The 16,461-nt window shown below is 54.6% G+C and carries 18 protein-coding genes; 9 read left to right on the forward strand and 9 right to left on the reverse strand.

Annotated elements, in window-relative coordinates; all coding sequences use genetic code 11:
* Nucleotides 1-29 precede the first annotated feature (29 nt).
* The 5 genes from pstS (at nt 30) to phoU (ending at nt 4,607) form a co-directional block, all read left to right on the forward strand.
* On the forward strand, nt 30-1,070 hold the full coding sequence (gene pstS, locus E2L00_RS14750; protein ID WP_167612926.1) for a phosphate ABC transporter substrate-binding protein PstS: 1,041 nt from the start codon (nt 30-32) through the stop codon (nt 1,068-1,070).
* Nucleotides 1,071-1,197: 127 nt separating this feature from the next.
* Nucleotides 1,198-2,160: a phosphate ABC transporter permease PstC gene (gene pstC, locus E2L00_RS14755; protein WP_167612928.1), complete on the forward strand. Its 963-nt coding sequence runs from the start codon at nt 1,198-1,200 to the stop codon at nt 2,158-2,160.
* On the forward strand, nt 2,157-3,047 hold the full coding sequence (pstA, locus tag E2L00_RS14760) for a phosphate ABC transporter permease PstA (protein ID WP_167612930.1): 891 nt from the start codon (nt 2,157-2,159) through the stop codon (nt 3,045-3,047). The genes pstC and pstA overlap by 4 nt, the downstream gene beginning before the upstream one ends.
* Nucleotides 3,048-3,094: 47 nt before the next feature.
* Nucleotides 3,095-3,868, forward strand: a complete 774-nt coding sequence (gene pstB, locus E2L00_RS14765; protein ID WP_121267545.1) for a phosphate ABC transporter ATP-binding protein PstB — start codon at nt 3,095-3,097, stop codon at nt 3,866-3,868.
* 13 nt (nt 3,869-3,881) lie between these two features.
* Nucleotides 3,882-4,607: a phosphate signaling complex protein PhoU gene (phoU, locus tag E2L00_RS14770; protein WP_167612934.1), complete on the forward strand. Its 726-nt coding sequence runs from the start codon at nt 3,882-3,884 to the stop codon at nt 4,605-4,607.
* Nucleotides 4,608-4,639: 32 nt separating this feature from the next.
* On the opposite strand, the gene yieH is transcribed toward phoU, so the two are convergent.
* The gene (gene yieH / locus E2L00_RS14775) at nt 4,640-5,305 is read right to left on the reverse strand and encodes a 6-phosphogluconate phosphatase (RefSeq protein ID WP_167612936.1); all 666 of its coding nucleotides are present in this window, start codon (nt 5,303-5,305) and stop codon (nt 4,640-4,642) included.
* 180 nt (nt 5,306-5,485) lie between these two features.
* Between yieH and E2L00_RS14780 the strand changes: the two genes are divergently transcribed.
* Nucleotides 5,486-6,817: an NCS2 family permease gene (locus tag E2L00_RS14780; RefSeq protein WP_167612938.1), complete on the forward strand. Its 1,332-nt coding sequence runs from the start codon at nt 5,486-5,488 to the stop codon at nt 6,815-6,817.
* Between the two features lie 95 nt (nt 6,818-6,912).
* Here E2L00_RS14780 and E2L00_RS14785 read toward each other — a convergent pair whose 3' ends face one another.
* The 8 genes from E2L00_RS14785 to E2L00_RS22005 all read right to left on the reverse strand — a co-directional run bounded on the left by E2L00_RS14785 (nt 6,913) and on the right by E2L00_RS22005 (nt 12,579).
* Nucleotides 6,913-7,479, reverse strand: coding sequence for an NADPH-dependent FMN reductase (locus tag E2L00_RS14785; protein ID WP_167612940.1), 567 nt, complete (start codon nt 7,477-7,479; stop codon nt 6,913-6,915).
* Between the two features lie 33 nt (nt 7,480-7,512).
* The gene (locus E2L00_RS14790; protein ID WP_167612942.1) at nt 7,513-8,241 is read right to left on the reverse strand and encodes a 4'-phosphopantetheinyl transferase family protein; all 729 of its coding nucleotides are present in this window, start codon (nt 8,239-8,241) and stop codon (nt 7,513-7,515) included.
* A gap of 201 nt (nt 8,242-8,442) precedes the next feature.
* The gene (gene mnmE, locus E2L00_RS14795; protein WP_167612944.1) at nt 8,443-9,807 is read right to left on the reverse strand and encodes a tRNA uridine-5-carboxymethylaminomethyl(34) synthesis GTPase MnmE; all 1,365 of its coding nucleotides are present in this window, start codon (nt 9,805-9,807) and stop codon (nt 8,443-8,445) included.
* Between the two features lie 70 nt (nt 9,808-9,877).
* On the reverse strand, nt 9,878-11,524 hold the full coding sequence (gene yidC / locus E2L00_RS14800) for a membrane protein insertase YidC (protein ID WP_167612946.1): 1,647 nt from the start codon (nt 11,522-11,524) through the stop codon (nt 9,878-9,880).
* Between the two features lie 2 nt (nt 11,525-11,526).
* On the reverse strand, nt 11,527-11,784 hold the full coding sequence (gene yidD, locus E2L00_RS14805) for a membrane protein insertion efficiency factor YidD (protein ID WP_121267534.1): 258 nt from the start codon (nt 11,782-11,784) through the stop codon (nt 11,527-11,529).
* Nucleotides 11,748-12,107: a ribonuclease P protein component gene (gene rnpA, locus E2L00_RS14810; RefSeq protein ID WP_167612948.1), complete on the reverse strand. Its 360-nt coding sequence runs from the start codon at nt 12,105-12,107 to the stop codon at nt 11,748-11,750. Before rnpA ends, yidD begins: the two co-directional genes overlap by 37 nt.
* 17 nt (nt 12,108-12,124) lie before the next feature.
* On the reverse strand, nt 12,125-12,265 hold the full coding sequence (gene rpmH / locus E2L00_RS14815) for a 50S ribosomal protein L34 (RefSeq protein ID WP_003849659.1): 141 nt from the start codon (nt 12,263-12,265) through the stop codon (nt 12,125-12,127).
* 233 nt (nt 12,266-12,498) lie between these two features.
* Entirely contained in the window at nt 12,499-12,579 is an 81-nt protein-coding gene (locus tag E2L00_RS22005; protein WP_420808858.1) for a hypothetical protein, read from the reverse strand.
* Between the two features lie 314 nt (nt 12,580-12,893).
* On the opposite strand from E2L00_RS22005, the gene dnaA reads away from it, so the two are divergent.
* From dnaA to recF, 3 genes are read left to right on the forward strand one after another with little or no spacing between them, the layout of a single operon-like run.
* Nucleotides 12,894-14,279: a chromosomal replication initiator protein DnaA gene (gene dnaA, locus E2L00_RS14820; protein ID WP_338031936.1), complete on the forward strand. Its 1,386-nt coding sequence runs from the start codon at nt 12,894-12,896 to the stop codon at nt 14,277-14,279.
* Nucleotides 14,280-14,283: 4 nt separating this feature from the next.
* Nucleotides 14,284-15,384: a DNA polymerase III subunit beta gene (gene dnaN, locus E2L00_RS14825; protein ID WP_167612950.1), complete on the forward strand. Its 1,101-nt coding sequence runs from the start codon at nt 14,284-14,286 to the stop codon at nt 15,382-15,384.
* Nucleotides 15,385-16,458 (forward strand): DNA replication/repair protein RecF, encoded by a 1,074-nt coding sequence (gene recF, locus E2L00_RS14830; protein WP_167612952.1) that lies wholly within the window; start codon nt 15,385-15,387, stop codon nt 16,456-16,458.
* Nucleotides 16,459-16,461 lie beyond the last annotated feature (3 nt).

The following is a 16,461-nucleotide window of genomic DNA, read 5'->3' on the forward strand; positions in this document are numbered from 1 at the left end:
TTACGTTTATCACCTCTGCAGGAGACATTATGAAAGTTATGCGTACCACCGTCGCAACTGTTGTCGCCGCGACCTTATCCCTGAGCGCTTTCGGCGTGAATGCTGCCGCAAGCCTGACCGGCGCCGGTGCAACCTTCCCTGCGCCGGTGTATGCCAAATGGGCAGATACCTACCAAAAATCTACGGGTAACAAAATAAACTACCAGGGTATCGGCTCCTCCGGCGGCGTTAAACAGATTATTGCTAACACCGTGGATTTCGGTGCGTCTGATGCCCCTCTGGCCGATGACAAACTGGCTCAGGAAGGTCTGTTCCAGTTCCCAACCGTGATTGGCGGTGTTGTTCTGGCCGTTAACCTGCCGGGTGTGAAATCCGGTGAGCTGGTGCTCGACGGGAAAACGCTGGGTGACATCTACCTGGGGAAAATTAAAAAATGGGATGACGAGGCAATCGCCAAACTCAACCCGGGCATGAAGTTACCACAGCAGAACATTGCCGTTGTACGTCGCGCTGACGGCTCCGGCACCTCCTTCGTCTTTACCAGCTATCTGGCGAAAGTGAACGAAGAGTGGAAATCTAAAATTGGCGCAGGCTCCACCGTTAACTGGCCAACCGGCCTGGGCGGCAAGGGTAACGACGGTATTGCAGCCTTCGTTCAGCGTCTGCCTGGCTCAATTGGCTACGTAGAATATGCTTACGCTAAGCAGAACAACCTGGCTTACACCAAACTGGTTTCTGCCGATGGCAAACCGGTTGCCCCTTCTGAAGAAAACTTCGCAAATGCAGCGAAAGGCGCAGACTGGAGCAAATCCTTCGCTCAGGATCTGACAAACCAGAAAGGCGATGAGGCATGGCCAATCACCTCTACTACCTTCATTCTGGTGCACAAAGAGCAGAAAAATTCTGCGCAGGGCGCTGAAGTGCTGAAGTTCTTCGACTGGGCATACAAAGAAGGTGCAAAACAGGCTAACGATCTGGATTATGCATCCTTGCCGGACACTGTGGTTGAACAGGTTCGCGCCGCATGGAAGACCAATGTGAAAGACAGCTCTGGTAAGCCGCTGTACTAATAGTAAATTTTTGACGAAGATGGCGGATGGCGCTGTTGCTTATCCGCCCTACAGTAGCCCTGTAGGCCCGGTAAGCGTCGTGCTACCGGGCATTCGTAAAAAACGCATTTAACTAAAAGAGTAATATATGGCTGTGAGTAAGCCGACGTTCAAAGCCCCTGGCAAGCAAGGCGATATGATTTTCAGCGCGCTGGTAAGACTGGCTGCGCTGATTGTGCTATTTCTGCTGGGCGGCATCATCATCTCCCTGATTATCTCCTCCTGGCCGAGTATCCAGAAGTTTGGCTTCTCGTTCCTGTGGACTAAAGAGTGGGATGCCCCTAACGACATCTACGGTGCGCTGGTGCCGATTTATGGCACGCTGGTTACCTCGTTTATTGCGCTGCTGATTGCCGTACCGGTAAGTTTTGGTATCGCGCTGTTCTTAACCGAGCTGGCGCCGGGCTGGCTGAAGCGCCCGTTGGGTATCGCCATTGAACTGCTGGCCGCTATCCCAAGTATCGTTTACGGCATGTGGGGCCTGTTTATCTTTGCGCCGCTGTTTGCGACTTACTTCCAGGAGCCGGTGGGCAATATTCTTTCTTCCGTACCTATTGTTGGCGCGCTGTTCTCCGGCCCTGCATTCGGCATTGGTATCCTTGCCGCAGGCGTGATTCTGGCCATTATGATCATTCCTTACATCGCCTCCGTTATGCGCGATGTCTTTGAACAAACGCCGGTGATGATGAAAGAGTCGGCCTACGGTATCGGCTGCACTACCTGGGAAGTTATCTGGCGCATTGTCCTGCCGTTCACCAAAAATGGGGTGATTGGCGGCATTATGCTGGGCTTAGGCCGCGCGCTGGGTGAAACCATGGCGGTGACCTTTATCATCGGCAACACCTACCAGCTCGACAACGCCTCGCTCTATATGCCGGGCAACAGCATCACCTCCGCGCTGGCGAATGAATTTGCCGAAGCGGAATCCGGCCTGCATACCGCAGCGCTGATGGAGCTTGGCCTGATCCTGTTTGTTATCACCTTTATCGTACTGGCGATCTCTAAGCTGATGATTATGCGCCTGGCGAAGAACGAGGGGGCGCGTTCATGACCACGATGGAAATGCAGTCGAGCGCAAAGCTTGCGGAATCACGCCGCAAAATGCAGGCGCGTCGTCGCATGAAGAACCGCATCGCCCTGACGCTCTCCATGGGCACCATGGCGTTCGGCCTGTTCTGGCTGGTGTGGATTCTGTTCTCCACCGTCACCCGCGGCATCGATGGCATGTCGATTGCGCTGTTCACCGAAATGACGCCGCCGCCGAATACGGCCGGTGGCGGGCTGGCAAACGCCCTGGCGGGCAGCGGCCTGCTGATTCTGTGGGCGACGGTTTTCGGCACGCCGCTTGGCATTATGGCCGGGATTTATCTGGCCGAGTACGGTCGTAAATCGTGGCTGGCCGAAGTCATCCGCTTCATTAACGACATCCTGCTTTCCGCACCGTCGATTGTGGTGGGTCTGTTCGTCTACACCGTGGTGGTGGCGAAGATGCAGCACTTCTCCGGCTGGGCCGGGGTGATTGCGCTGGCGCTGCTGCAAATCCCGATTGTTATCCGCACCACTGAAAACATGATGAAGCTGGTGCCGGACAGCCTGCGGGAAGCGGCTTACGCGCTGGGCACGCCGAAATGGAAAATGATTTCTGCGATTACGCTCAAAGCTTCTGTTTCCGGGATTATCACCGGGGTGCTGCTGGCGGTCGCGCGTATTGCCGGTGAAACCGCTCCGCTGCTGTTTACGTCGCTCTCCAATCAGTTCTGGAGCACCGATATGATGCAGCCGATAGCTAACCTGCCGGTGACGATTTTCAAATTTGCCATGAGCCCGTTTGCCGAATGGCAGCAGCTCGCATGGGCCGGGGTGCTGATCATTACCCTTTGTGTGCTGCTGTTGAACATTCTGGCGCGTGTGATTTTCTCGAAGAGTAAACACGGTTAAATTTTACGGCGCGGCATCAGCGGCGCCGGATGGAGATAAAGAAACAGATGAGTATGGTTGATACTGCCCCGGGCAAAATTCAGGTTCGCGATTTGAACTTCTTCTACGGCAAGTTCCATGCCCTGAAAAACATCAATCTGGATATTGCGAAGAACCAGGTTACCGCGTTTATCGGGCCGTCGGGCTGTGGCAAATCCACCCTGCTGCGCACCTTTAACAAAATGTATTCGCTCTACCCGGAGCAGCGCGCCGAAGGTGAAATCCTGCTGGACGGGGAGAATATCCTCACCCACAGCCAGGACATTGCGCTGCTGCGTGCCAAAGTGGGCATGGTGTTCCAGAAGCCAACGCCGTTCCCGATGTCGATTTACGACAACATAGCCTTTGGCGTGCGCCTGTTTGAAAAGCTGTCGCGCAGCGATATGGACGAGCGCGTGCAGTGGGCATTGACCAAAGCCGCATTGTGGAATGAAACCAAAGATAAGCTGCACCAGAGCGGATACAGTCTCTCCGGCGGCCAGCAGCAGCGTCTGTGCATTGCGCGGGGCATCGCCATCCGCCCGGATGTGCTGTTGCTTGATGAGCCGTGTTCAGCCCTCGACCCGATCTCTACCGGGCGCATTGAAGAACTGATTACCGAGCTGAAACAGGATTACACCGTGGTGATCGTTACCCACAACATGCAGCAGGCGGCGCGTTGTTCTGATCATACGGCGTTTATGTACTTAGGCGAGCTGATTGAATTCAGCGAAACCGACACGCTGTTTACCACCCCTGCTAAAAAGCAGACCGAAGATTACATTACTGGCCGCTACGGTTGATTTGGAGAACACGATGGATAGCCTCAATCTCAACAAACACATTTCAGGCCAGTTTAACGCTGAGCTGGAACACATTCGTACGCAGGTGATGACCATGGGTGGGCTGGTAGAACAACAGCTCTCCGACGCCATCACGGCGATGCACAACCAGGATAGCGAGCTGGCGAAACGCGTCATTGCAGGCGACCAGAAGGTCAACATGATGGAAGTGGCGATTGACGAAGCCTGCGTGCGCATTATCGCCAAGCGCCAGCCAACCGCCAGTGACCTGCGCCTGGTGATGGCTATCATTAAAACTATTTCCGAGCTGGAACGTATCGGCGATGTGGCGGATAAAATCTGCCGTACGGCGCTGGAGAAGTTCTCCCAGCAGCATCAGCCGCTGCTGGTCAGCCTGGAGTCGCTGGGCCGCCACACGGTGCAAATGCTGCACGACGTGCTGGATGCGTTCGCGCGTATGGACCTGGATGAAGCCGTGCGTATTTACCGTGAAGATAAAAAAGTCGACCAGGAATATGAAGGCATCGTGCGCCAGCTGATGACTTATATGATGGAAGATTCACGCACTATTCCAAGCGTGCTGACCGCGCTGTTCTGCGCGCGTTCCATCGAGCGCATCGGCGACCGCTGCCAGAATATCTGCGAATTCATCTTTTATTTTGTGAAGGGCCAGGATTTCCGTCACGTGGGCGGCGACGAACTGGATAAGCTGCTGGCGGGTAAAGATCCGAAAGAGTAATTGAAGAACGCCAGCTTACGCTGGCGTTAATTTTAGCGTGCAATATCCCACCCGCGCGCACGCCACAGTTCAGGTAGCTGCGCCAAATCTGTAAACGTCGTCACTTTTGGATGATCGATCGGCGGGTTATGCGGATCGGCGCAAAAATAGAAAACTTCCATTCCCGCCGCGATGCCCGATTGCGCGCCCGCCATAGAATCGTCCACCAGCACGCAGTTTTTCACATCTACCTGCATTTTATCGGCCGCGTGGAACATTAACGCCGGGTCCGGCTTCCAGCACTGAATATCGTAGCCGCTGTAAAGTTTGTCCGTGAAATGGCCAAGCATGCCGGTTTTGCCCAGCGAATGCTGCATTTTGCTGACCGGCCCGTTGGAAACGATACACATCGGGACTTTTATACGCTCAACCAGCGCCGCTGCGCCCAAAATTTCCTGTAGTTCGCTATCGAACAGCCTTGCGACCTCAGCGCGATAAATTGGCTCAAGCTCGGTTTTGGCCAGGCTGACGCCATACTGCTGGCTTATGGTATCGATAATTTCGTAAAGCTTAATACCCTTGAAGGTCTTATGGACCTCTGCAAGCGCAAGTTCGATGCCGTATTGCGCAAACATATGTACGTAGGCTCTGGAGCAAATTACTTCACTGTCGACCAGCGTGCCATCGCAGTCGAAGAACACCGCATCTATCCGGGACATGCCGCTTCCTTTTCTTAAAGTGAAGCACCATCTTACCCAATTTGCGCAATTAATGTGGGACGCAATCGTTGCCGTATAAACAACTCGAATGAAAAAAAGTCCATTTCGGCCATCAACATTGCGGGGTTTTGGTATAGGATAACGACGGATTTTTCCCTCTCATGTTCGGAAACAAGACTAATGAGCCAACCACAATCTACTCCGGCTGCAAATCCGGGGCTGCTTGAGCGCGTGTTTAAACTGCGCGAGCACGGCACCACGGTACGCACCGAAGCGATCGCCGGTCTCACAACCTTCCTGACGATGGTATATATCATCTTCGTCAACCCGCAGATCCTTGGTGCCGCCGGTATGGATACCCAGGCAGTCTTCGTCACCACCTGCTTAATTGCCGCATTGGGGAGCATCCTGATGGGCATTTTCGCCAACCTGCCGGTTGCCCTCGCGCCGGCAATGGGCCTGAACGCCTTCTTCGCCTTTGTGGTCGTTGGTGCGATGGGCCTGTCCTGGCAAGTAGGCATGGGAGCTATCTTCTGGGGTGCCGTCGGCCTGCTGCTGCTGACCATTTTCCGCGTGCGCTACTGGATGATTGCTAATATTCCCGTGAGCCTGCGTGTGGGCATCACCAGCGGTATCGGTCTGTTTATCGGCATGATGGGCCTGAAAAACGCCGGTATCATCGTGGCGAACAAAGACACCCTGGTGAGCATCGGCAACCTGACTTCGCACAGCGTGCTGCTGGGCGCGCTGGGCTTCTTTATCATCGCGATTCTGGCTTCCCGTAACATTCATGCCGCCGTGCTGGTTTCCATCGTGGTGACTACGCTGCTGGGCTGGATGCTGGGCGATGTGCAGTACAACGGCATTGTTTCAACGCCGCCGAGCGTAATGTCCGTTGTGGGTCAGGTAGATTTAGCCGGTTCGCTAAATATCGGCCTGGCGGGCGTGATCTTCTCTTTCATGCTGGTAAACCTGTTCGACTCTTCCGGTACGCTGATTGGTGTGACGGATAAAGCCGGGCTGACGGATGAAAAAGGTAAGTTCCCGCGCATGAAGCAGGCGCTGTATGTCGACAGCATCTCTTCCGTTGCCGGTTCGTTTATCGGTACATCTTCCGTTACCGCTTATATCGAAAGCTCTTCCGGCGTATCCGTAGGCGGCCGTACCGGCCTGACGGCGGTTATCGTTGGCCTGCTGTTCCTGCTGGTTATCTTCCTGTCGCCGCTGGCTGGCATGGTGCCCGCTTATGCCGCCGCTGGCGCGCTGATTTACGTTGGCGTACTGATGACGTCCAGCCTGTCGCGTGTGAAATGGGACGATCTGACCGAAGCGGTGCCCGCGTTTGTTACCGCCGTCATGATGCCGTTCAGCTTCTCAATCACCGAAGGTATCGCGCTTGGCTTTATCTCGTACCTGGCGATGAAGCTCGGAACCGGCCGCTGGCGTGAACTCAGCCCGTGCGTAATTGTTGTGGCGCTGCTGTTCATTCTGAAGATTGCGTTTATCGACTAATCGATAATTTGTAAGGCGGGTAAGCAACGCGCCGTCCGCCATATGCAAGGGTGGATGGCGCTTGCGCTTATCCACCCTACAGCGAAATAATTGCCTTAGTTTTTTATCCGCTGGATATAATCGCCAAACGCGGTTAACTGGCCGGTAAGATGATCGAGCGTGCTCTGATCGACGACTTCGCCCGTTTGCGTATCGACTTTATTCTGGATAACCCCGCCCATAAATTCCGGCTTGTTCATTACCATCGCATCGAGGAAGACCAGAATCTGGCGCAGATGATACTGGCAGCGAGCGCCGCCAATCGCGCCCATTGAGCTGGTTTGAATCAGCACCGGCTTACCCGCCAGCGGCTGCTCAGGAAGGCGTGATAGCCAGTCGATAGCGTTCTTCAGGCCACCCGGCACCGAGTAGTTATATTCTGGCGTCACGATGACCACGCCATCCGCGCTGCGGATTTGCTCAGCGATGGCTTCTACGGACTGCGGGAAACCTTCTTCCTGCTGCATATCCGCGTCGTACAGAGGAATGTCTGCGATGGTCGGGAGTGCCGCAATACTCATGCCTGCCGGGGCGATTTTCGGCAGCGTACGGGCGACCATGGCGTTGAATGAACCTTTGCGCAGGCTACCCAGTAACGTAACTATTTTTAACGTGTCGGACATAAATACTCCTTTTTGCCAGGGCGTTCAGGAAGATCAGTCGGAAAATAAGGCTTTTTCATAAGGCTTGCTGGTAAAGCGTATGATGCGTCCGTCCGGATCGCTACGGCGAGACGGAACGTCTTTCAAGCTGCGCCATTCCTGCGGATCGGCAAACTCCCACAGGCTTAGCTTCTCAATCGCGGGTGAAACGGTACAGGCCCAGATCAGGAAGTCTTCCACATCGCTTAGCGCTTCAATATGCGTTTGGTTCATAACGCGTAAGCGGCCAGCACCGGGGATGAGCTGTAGCGCTTCATCGCTGCCGGTAACCTTAAATACGCTCTGGCGCAGCGCACGCAGCTGGGCGCGAGCTTCAATGGGATCGTTCTGGTTGTTTATCCAGATGGATTCGTTGCTGCTGAAAGCGGGCGCAGGGAGAGTCGAAGGAAGCGCGCCAAACGAACACGGCAGCTCTATATCAAGACCGCATCGTCCCTCCGTTGTTACCAGAACGCCCACGCTATTCCCGGCATAAGCGATGCTGAAATCCGCAAGCGTGCGATCGGCAAAATGCGGCCTTCCCGCCACGGTAGTGACGATTTTGGGTAACTGCTTTATGCCATACAGCATAAAGAGGAGTTCGGCCAGCAGCGTACGGGAGGCCAGAAAGCGCGCGCGGCGACGTTCCGAAAGGCTTCGTGCGTAGCTAAGACACTCTTCATCCAGACGGGATGAGAACGGGCAGGCTGGGTTGATTGTCCATCGTGCAAAATGCGTTGCCATTTTTCGCTCCATGATAATGGTCACAGGGACTGTATGCTCGATTGTAGGATTTTTACCCGCTAAACGCACGGCCTGAGGTTATAAAAGTCAGCCTGGTATTTGTTTTATGAATGACTGACGCGCTGGTTATGCGAAAAAAATCCCGCAACGCGGATGCATTGCGGGACGGCTGAAAAGTGAGTACATGCTTACTTTTTTGGCTTACTTGCCGATACAGAAGCTGGAGAAAATCCGGCCCAGTAAATCATCAGAGGTAAACTCCCCGGTGATTTCGCTCAGGCTCTGCTGTGAAAGACGCAGCTCTTCCGCCAGTAATTCCCCGGCCCATGCGCCAAGAAGCTGGGCTTTACCCTGCTGAAGATGCGTAGCCGCCTGTTCCAGCGCCTGTAAGTGACGACGGCGCGCCAGGAAACCGCCTTCCATATTGGTTTCAAAGCCCATGCTCTGTTTTAGATGATCGCGCAGCACATCCACGCCTTCGCCGGTACGCGCTGAGAGACGTACAAGTGAGTGACCATTCACATCGCTGAGGCCCAGCTTCTCGCCGGTGACGTCCGCTTTGTTGCGCACCACGGTAATCGGCAAACGCTCCGGCAAGCGGGCGATAAAGTCTGGCCAGATTGCCGCCGGGTCGGTGGCGTCGGTCGTTGTGCCATCGACCATAAACAGCACGCGGTCGGCCTGTTCAATTTCGTTCCAGGCGCGTTCGATACCAATGCGTTCAACTTCATCGCTTGCTTCACGCAGGCCCGCGGTATCGATGATATGCAGCGGCATACCGTCGATATGAATGTGTTCGCGCAGCACATCGCGCGTTGTTCCGGCAATATCCGTAACAATCGCTGCTTCACGTCCCGCAAGGGCATTTAGCAGGCTCGATTTTCCGGCGTTTGGCCGCCCGGCAATGACCACCTTCATCCCTTCGCGCAGCAGGCTTCCCTGGCGCGCTTCGGCCCGCACGGCGTCCAGATCGTTAATGACCTGATTAAGCTGCGCTTCGATTTTGCCGTCTGAAAGAAAATCAATTTCTTCATCCGGGAAATCAATCGCAGCCTCAACGTAAATACGCAGATGCGTCAATGCCTCCACCAGATGATTTACGCGAGCAGAAAACGCGCCCTGGAGCGAGTTTAAGGCTGAACGGGCCGCCTGCTCTGAGCTGGCGTCAATCAAATCAGCGATGGCTTCGGCCTGCGCCAGATCCAGCTTATCGTTAAGGAAGGCGCGCTCAGAGAACTCGCCTGGACGCGCGATACGCACGCCGGGAATAGCCAGAATGCGTTTTAACAGCAGGTCGAGAATGACCGGGCCGCCGTGGCCCTGCAGCTCCAGCACATCTTCGCCGGTAAAGGAGTTTGGGCCGGGGAACCACAGCGCAATACCCTGATCGAGGGTGCTTTCATCGCTATCGCGAAACGGCAGGTAGTCGGCGTAGCGGGGTTTGGGAAGCTTGCCCAGAATAGCCTGGGCTACGTCGCGGGCATGAAGTCCTGAGACGCGCAGGATACCGACCCCACCACGTCCCGGCGGCGTCGCCTGGGCAACGATTGTCTCGTTATGGCTCATAATTTCTCTCTAAAAAAAGAAGGCGGTCAATTGACCGCCTTCCGTGTGCATTAACTTAATTTAATCGCTATCAGGTCTTTTTCTTGTCGCGGCTGTGCAGGCCACGTTTTTCCAGACCGCGATAAATAAGCTGCTGCTGAATGATGGTCACCAGGTTACTGACGATATAGTACAGCACCAGACCTGACGGGAACCACAGGAAGAACACCGTGAAGATGACCGGCATAAAGGTCATGATCTTCTGCTGCATCGGGTCGGTCACTGTGGTTGGCGACATCTTCTGAATGAAGAACATCGTGGCACCCATCAGGATCGGCAGGATGTAGTATGGGTCCTGTGCGGACAGGTCATGGATCCACAAGGCGAACGGCGCGTGGCGCAGCTCAACGGAACCCATCAGCATATAGTACAAGGCCAGGAAGATTGGCATCTGGATAACCAGCGGCAGGCAACCGCCCAGCGGGTTAACCTTCTCAGCTTTGTACAGCGCCATCATTTCCTGACTCTGACGCTGCTTGTCGTCACCGATACGCTCACGCATGGCCGCCAGTTTTGGCTGCAACATACGCATTTTCGCCATCGAGGTGTACTGCGCTTTGGTCAGCGGGTACATGATGCCACGCACGATAAAGGTGATAACGATAATGGAGAAGCCCCAGTTACCGATAAAGCTATGGATAAACTTCAGCAGCTTGAACAGCGGCTGAGAGATAAACCACAGCCAGCCGTAATCCACCGTCAGGTCAAGATGTGGCGCCACGGCTGCCATTTTGTCCTGAATTTCCGGACCAACCCACAGGGTGCTGCCCAGTTGCGCGGTCTGGCCTGGCTGAACCAGCTGCGGCGCGGATTTATAACCGATAGCCGCCACGTCGTTGTTCAGTTTGGTGGTGTAGAAGTTGTTGGTGCCCTGGTTACGTGGAACCCATGCCGTGGCAAAGTACTGCTGCAGCATCGCCACCCAGCCGTTGTTGGCATTGATGTTCAGGTTCTCACCGTCTGCGATGTTATCGAATTTATATTTTTCGTATTTCGCATCCGGCGTGGAGTACGCGGCACCGCGGAAGGTATGCAACGCAAAGTTATTGCTTCCGGTATCACGATGAGACGGCAGATTGATGGACTGCTTCAGCTGACCAAAGGTCGCCAGTTCCAGCGGTTTCCCACCGGTGTTCTTCACGTTGTAATCCACGCTCACCGCAAACTCACCGCGTTTTAACGTGAAGGACTTAGTGAAGACGTTGCCTGCCGCATCGGTCCAGGTCAAAGGGATCACCAGCTCGTTCTGGCCATCGGCCATGACGAAGGTATCGCTATCAGCGTTATACAACGGACGTGGGCCGTTCGCTGGGTTATCCGGGCCATCACGTCCTGTCAGGCCGCTTTGTGCCTGATAGACAAACTCTGGCGTTGTTTCCAGTAACTGGAATGGCTCGGTTGATTTGAGCTCTTTCGGATAGGTCAGCAGCAGCGCCTGCTCAACATCACCACCGCGGGTGTTGATGGAAAGCTCAAGGACGTCAGTTTTAACCGTGATGATTTTTCCCTGGCCACTGGCCGGCACGCCCTGGCCTGCGGCATTACCCGTGGCTGTAGTCGTAGTCTGCGTGGTCTGCTGCACCTGAGGTTGCGGAGCGTGGTCCTGCTCCCAGGCTTGCCAGATCATGAAAGACACGAACAACAAAGCGATGAGAAAGAGATTGCGTTGCGAATCCATCGTTAGTGTTCTCTGGTATCAATTGGTCCAGGTGGGACGGGATCGTCTCCCCCGGGGTTTAAAGGGTGGCATTTTAATACGCGTTTCACCGTCAACCAACTGCCTTTTAGCACCCCAAACCTGCGCAATGCCTCAATTCCGTAGTGAGAACAGGTCGGCGTGAAACGGCAATGCGGCCCAAGAAGCGGGCTTATAAGGCGCTGATAGACCTTTATCAGGCCAATCAGGAGCCGTGAGACAGGCGACAGTGACGGCGCCATAATTTTTCCAATGCTTCCGATAAAGCCCGGTTATCCAGGTCACCCACGCCTTTCTTAGCCACTACCACGAAATCCATTGCAGGCAGTTCGTGCTGACGCAAACGAAAGCTTTCACGCGTCAGACGTTTAATCCGATTGCGTTCATGCGCGCGTTTGACATTTTTTTTAGCGACTGTAAGACCGATGCGGGGATGCCCCAGCGAGTTCAGGCGGCCGAGGATGGTGATTTGCGGCGTGCCGGCTCTTTGAGGTTGCTGGAAGACGAAAGTGAAATGAGTGGGAGTTAACAAGCGTAACTCCCTGGGAAATGCGAGCTTAACCACTCAGGGGTTAGCTTTTATTACTTAGAAACGGTCAGACGAGAACGGCCTTTAGCACGACGACGTGCCAGAACCTGACGACCATTTTTAGTTGCCATACGAGCACGGAAGCCGTGAGAACGGTTGCGCTTCAGTACGGACGGTTGAAAAGTGCGTTTCATGGCGATTTCTACCTAAACTTGGATAAATTTCACTGGGTTAGCATAATGCCCTGCAGAACCTGCAGATGGCTTACGCCTCAGTGTGGCTGATTAAAGAGGCCGGATTGTAATAATTGTACACTCCGGAGTCAATTCTCTTTCCTTATTTCCCGCGCCTGAATCCCTTTTCTGACCCTAAAAATGTCCGGGATCTGAGAGGGCAAACACAGTGACGATACGCGACGGGTGGGGAATTATACGGCCTGCCGATTAAAGCGCAAGGATCGTCGGGGATCTTCGTTAGATCTATTAAGCCAATTTTTTGCGGCGGGCATGAAATTTGTCAATATGAGAGCGTAAACAGCGGCACGCCCGCCAGGATCGTTTACACTTAGACAGCTCAAAACTGTCCTGTGGATAAATCGGGAAGAAACTGTGAGAAACAGAAGATCTCTGGCGCGCTTTAGGCTATGATCCGCGGTCCCGATCGTGATCCGAGATCGTTCACCTTGAGGGTAAACCGCAGATAGCGGTTCGCACGCTTCCCGTACCGGGATCCCATGCGGGAGAGTCGGCGTGTGTCAACAATCATGAATGTAAAACTTTCAGTCTTCGTCTTTTTATCGACTTTGTTCGAGTGGAGTCCGCCGTGTCACTTTCGCTTTGGCAGCAGTGTCTTGCCCGATTGCAGGATGAGTTACCAGCCACAGAATTCAGTATGTGGATACGCCCCCTACAGGCGGAACTGAGTGATAACACGCTGGCCCTTTATGCGCCAAACCGGTTTGTGCTCGATTGGGTAAGGGATAAGTACCTCAATAATATCAACGGATTGCTCAATGATTTTTGCGGCACCGATGCGCCATTGCTGCGCTTTGAAGTCGGCAGCAAGCCCGTCAGCCAGACCCTGAATCAGCAGGCCGTTGCTACCGCTGCCCCTGCGCAAACGGCACGAGCGGCAGCGCCGATGCGTCCAAGCTGGGACAATCTCCCGGCGCCCGCAGCGCAGTCTTACCGTTCTAACGTTAACCTGAAGCATACCTTTGATAACTTCGTTGAAGGTAAGTCAAACCAGCTGGCCCGCGCGGCGGCTCGTCAGGTGGCCGATAACCCAGGCGGCGCGTATAACCCTCTCTTCCTTTATGGCGGAACCGGCTTAGGTAAAACTCACCTGTTACACGCGGTGGGGAACGGCATCATCGCCCGTAAACCGAATGCTAAAGTGGTATACATGCATTCCGAGCGCTTCGTTCAGGACATGGTTAAGGCCCTGCAAAATAATGCGATTGAAGAGTTCAAGCGTTACTACCGCTCGGTGGATGCGCTGCTTATCGATGACATTCAGTTTTTTGCCAATAAAGAACGTTCACAGGAAGAATTCTTCCATACCTTCAACGCCCTGCTGGAAGGTAACCAACAGATCATTCTCACCTCGGATCGTTATCCGAAAGAGATCAACGGCGTTGAGGATCGTCTGAAATCCCGCTTCGGCTGGGGGCTGACCGTGGCGATCGAACCGCCAGAGTTAGAAACCCGCGTGGCGATCCTGATGAAAAAAGCCGACGAGAATGATATTCGTCTGCCGGGCGAAGTGGCCTTCTTTATTGCCAAGCGCCTTCGCTCCAACGTACGCGAGCTGGAAGGGGCACTGAACCGTGTGATCGCTAACGCCAATTTTACCGGGCGTGCGATTACCATCGACTTCGTGCGTGAAGCGCTGCGCGATCTGCTGGCGCTGCAGGAGAAGCTCGTCACCATCGACAATATTCAGAAAACGGTGGCCGAGTATTATAAAATTAAGATTGCCGATCTGCTTTCCAAACGTCGCTCACGCTCCGTTGCCCGCCCGCGTCAGATGGCGATGGCGCTGGCGAAAGAGCTGACGAACCATAGCCTGCCGGAAATCGGTGATGCCTTTGGTGGCCGCGACCATACCACCGTGCTGCACGCCTGCCGTAAAATCGAACAGTTGCGTGAAGAAAGCCACGACATCAAAGAAGATTTCTCCAACCTAATCAGAACATTATCTTCGTGACGCTATGAAATTTACCGTTGAACGTGAAACTTTATTAAAACCGCTGCAACAGGTGAGTGGCCCGCTGGGTGGCCGTCCAACGTTACCGATTCTCGGCAACCTGCTGTTGCAAGTCGCGGAGGGCGCGCTCTCATTAACCGGAACCGATCTGGAAATGGAGATGGTCGCGCGCGTGGCGCTGGTGCAGCCGCATGAGCCGGGCGCAACCACCGTGCCCGCCCGCAAATTCTTCGACATTTGCCGTGGCCTGCCGGAGGGCGCGGAAATCGCCGTACAGCTTGAGGGCGACCGCATGCTGGTGCGCTCCGGGCGCAGCCGTTTCTCGCTGTCCACCTTGCCGGCGGCAGATTTTCCGAACCTGGACGACTGGCAGAGCGAAGTGGAATTCACGCTCCCACAGGCGACCATGAAACGCCTGATCGAAGCCACGCAGTTTTCTATGGCGCATCAGGACGTGCGTTATTACCTCAACGGCATGCTGTTTGAAACCGAAGGGGAAGAGCTGCGTACGGTGGCGACCGACGGCCACCGTCTGGCGGTTTGCTCCATGCCGATTGGTCAGGCGCTGCCAAACCATTCGGTGATCGTGCCGCGTAAAGGCGTGATTGAGCTGATGCGTATGCTGGACGGCGGCGATACGCCGCTGCGCGTGCAAATCGGCAGCAATAATATTCGTGCGCACGTCGGTGATTTCATCTTCACCTCCAAGCTGGTTGATGGGCGGTTCCCGGATTATCGCCGCGTATTGCCGAAGAACCCGGATAAACACCTTGATGCCGGCTGCGATCTGCTCAAGCAGGCGTTTGCCCGTGCGGCGATCCTCTCGAATGAAAAATTCCGCGGCGTGCGCCTGTATGTCAGCCAGAACCAGATAAAAATCACCGCTAACAACCCGGAGCAGGAAGAAGCAGAAGAAATTCTGGACGTTTCCTACGACGGCGCTGATTTGGAAATCGGCTTTAACGTTAGCTACGTGCTGGACGTGCTCAACGCGCTGAAGTGCGAAAACGTGCGTATCCTGCTGACCGACTCCGTTTCCAGCGTGCAGATTGAAGATGCGGCTTCTCAGGCGGCGGCCTATGTTGTGATGCCAATGAGACTGTAGATGTCGCTCACCCGGCTGTTAATTAAAGATTTTCGCAATATTGAAAACGCGGATCTGGCGCTCTGCCCCGGCTTTAACTTCCTGGTTGGCGCCAACGGTAGCGGTAAAACCAGCGTGCTTGAGGCGATTTACACCCTTGGGCACGGCCGCGCTTTTCGCAGCGTGAAAATTGAGCGCGTTATTCGCCACGAACAGGACGCTTTTGTGTTGCACGGACGGTTACAGAATGACGAAAGGGAAACCTCCGTCGGGCTGACAAAAGACCGCGCGGGCGACAGCAAAGTACGCATCGACGGCAGCGATGGCCACAAAGTGGCGGAACTGGCGCTGCTGATGCCGATGCAATTGATTACCCCGGAGGGGTTTACTTTGCTCAACGGCGGCCCCAAATACCGTAGAGCTTTCCTTGACTGGGGCTGTTTCCATAACGAACCCGGTTTTTTTGTTGCCTGGAGCAACCTCAAGCGCCTGCTTAAGCAACGCAACGCCGCGTTGCGCCAGGTGACACGCTACGCGCAGCTACGTCCGTGGGATAAAGAACTTATTCCTCTGGCCGAACAAATCAGCCGCTGGCGCGCTGAATACAGCGCCGCCATTGCGGATGACATGGCCGATACCTGCGCACAATTTTTACCGGAGTTTTCACTGAGTTTCTCTTTCCAGCGCGGCTGGGAAAAAGAGAGTGATTATGGTGAGGTTCTGGAACGCAGCTTCGAACGCGATCGCATGCTGACCTATACCGCTCACGGCCCTCACAAAGCTGATTTTCGAATTCGTGCCGATGGCGCGCCCGTTGAGGACACCCTGTCTCGCGGACAGCTTAAGTTACTGATGTGCGCCTTAAGACTGGCGCAGGGTGAGTTTCTCACCCGACAGAACGGGCGGCGTTGCCTGTATCTGATAGATGATTTTGCCTCTGAACTTGATGATGCACGTCGCGGTCTGTTAGCCAGCCGGTTAAAGGCCACGGAATCACAGGTTTTCGTCAGCGCGATAAGCGCTGAGCATGTAATGGATATGGCGGACAAAAATTCAAAGATGTTCGCCGTGGATCAGGGTAAAATAGCGGATTAACCC

The organism is Cedecea colo (genome assembly GCF_011808225.1).
In the GTDB taxonomy this organism is placed as follows: Bacteria; Pseudomonadota; Gammaproteobacteria; order Enterobacterales; family Enterobacteriaceae; genus Dryocola; species Dryocola colo.

Coding starts and splice junctions, on each gene's coding strand:
- pstS (WP_167612926.1), top strand. CDS start 30: ATGAAAGTTATGCGTACCACCGTCGCAACTGTTGTCGCCGCGACCTTA.
- pstC (WP_167612928.1), top strand. CDS start 1,198: ATGGCTGTGAGTAAGCCGACGTTCAAAGCCCCTGGCAAGCAAGGCGAT.
- pstA (WP_167612930.1), top strand. CDS start 2,157: ATGACCACGATGGAAATGCAGTCGAGCGCAAAGCTTGCGGAATCACGC.
- pstB (WP_121267545.1), top strand. CDS start 3,095: ATGAGTATGGTTGATACTGCCCCGGGCAAAATTCAGGTTCGCGATTTG.
- phoU (WP_167612934.1), top strand. CDS start 3,882: ATGGATAGCCTCAATCTCAACAAACACATTTCAGGCCAGTTTAACGCT.
- yieH (WP_167612936.1), bottom strand. CDS start 5,305: ATGTCCCGGATAGATGCGGTGTTCTTCGACTGCGATGGCACGCTGGTC.
- E2L00_RS14780 (WP_167612938.1), top strand. CDS start 5,486: ATGAGCCAACCACAATCTACTCCGGCTGCAAATCCGGGGCTGCTTGAG.
- E2L00_RS14785 (WP_167612940.1), bottom strand. CDS start 7,479: ATGTCCGACACGTTAAAAATAGTTACGTTACTGGGTAGCCTGCGCAAA.
- E2L00_RS14790 (WP_167612942.1), bottom strand. CDS start 8,241: ATGGCAACGCATTTTGCACGATGGACAATCAACCCAGCCTGCCCGTTC.
- mnmE (WP_167612944.1), bottom strand. CDS start 9,807: ATGAGCCATAACGAGACAATCGTTGCCCAGGCGACGCCGCCGGGACGT.
- yidC (WP_167612946.1), bottom strand. CDS start 11,524: ATGGATTCGCAACGCAATCTCTTTCTCATCGCTTTGTTGTTCGTGTCT.
- yidD (WP_121267534.1), bottom strand. CDS start 11,784: ATGGCGCCGTCACTGTCGCCTGTCTCACGGCTCCTGATTGGCCTGATA.
- rpmH (WP_003849659.1), bottom strand. CDS start 12,265: ATGAAACGCACTTTTCAACCGTCCGTACTGAAGCGCAACCGTTCTCAC.
- E2L00_RS22005 (WP_420808858.1), bottom strand. CDS start 12,579: ATGCCCGCCGCAAAAAATTGGCTTAATAGATCTAACGAAGATCCCCGA.
- dnaN (WP_167612950.1), top strand. CDS start 14,284: ATGAAATTTACCGTTGAACGTGAAACTTTATTAAAACCGCTGCAACAG.
- recF (WP_167612952.1), top strand. CDS start 15,385: ATGTCGCTCACCCGGCTGTTAATTAAAGATTTTCGCAATATTGAAAAC.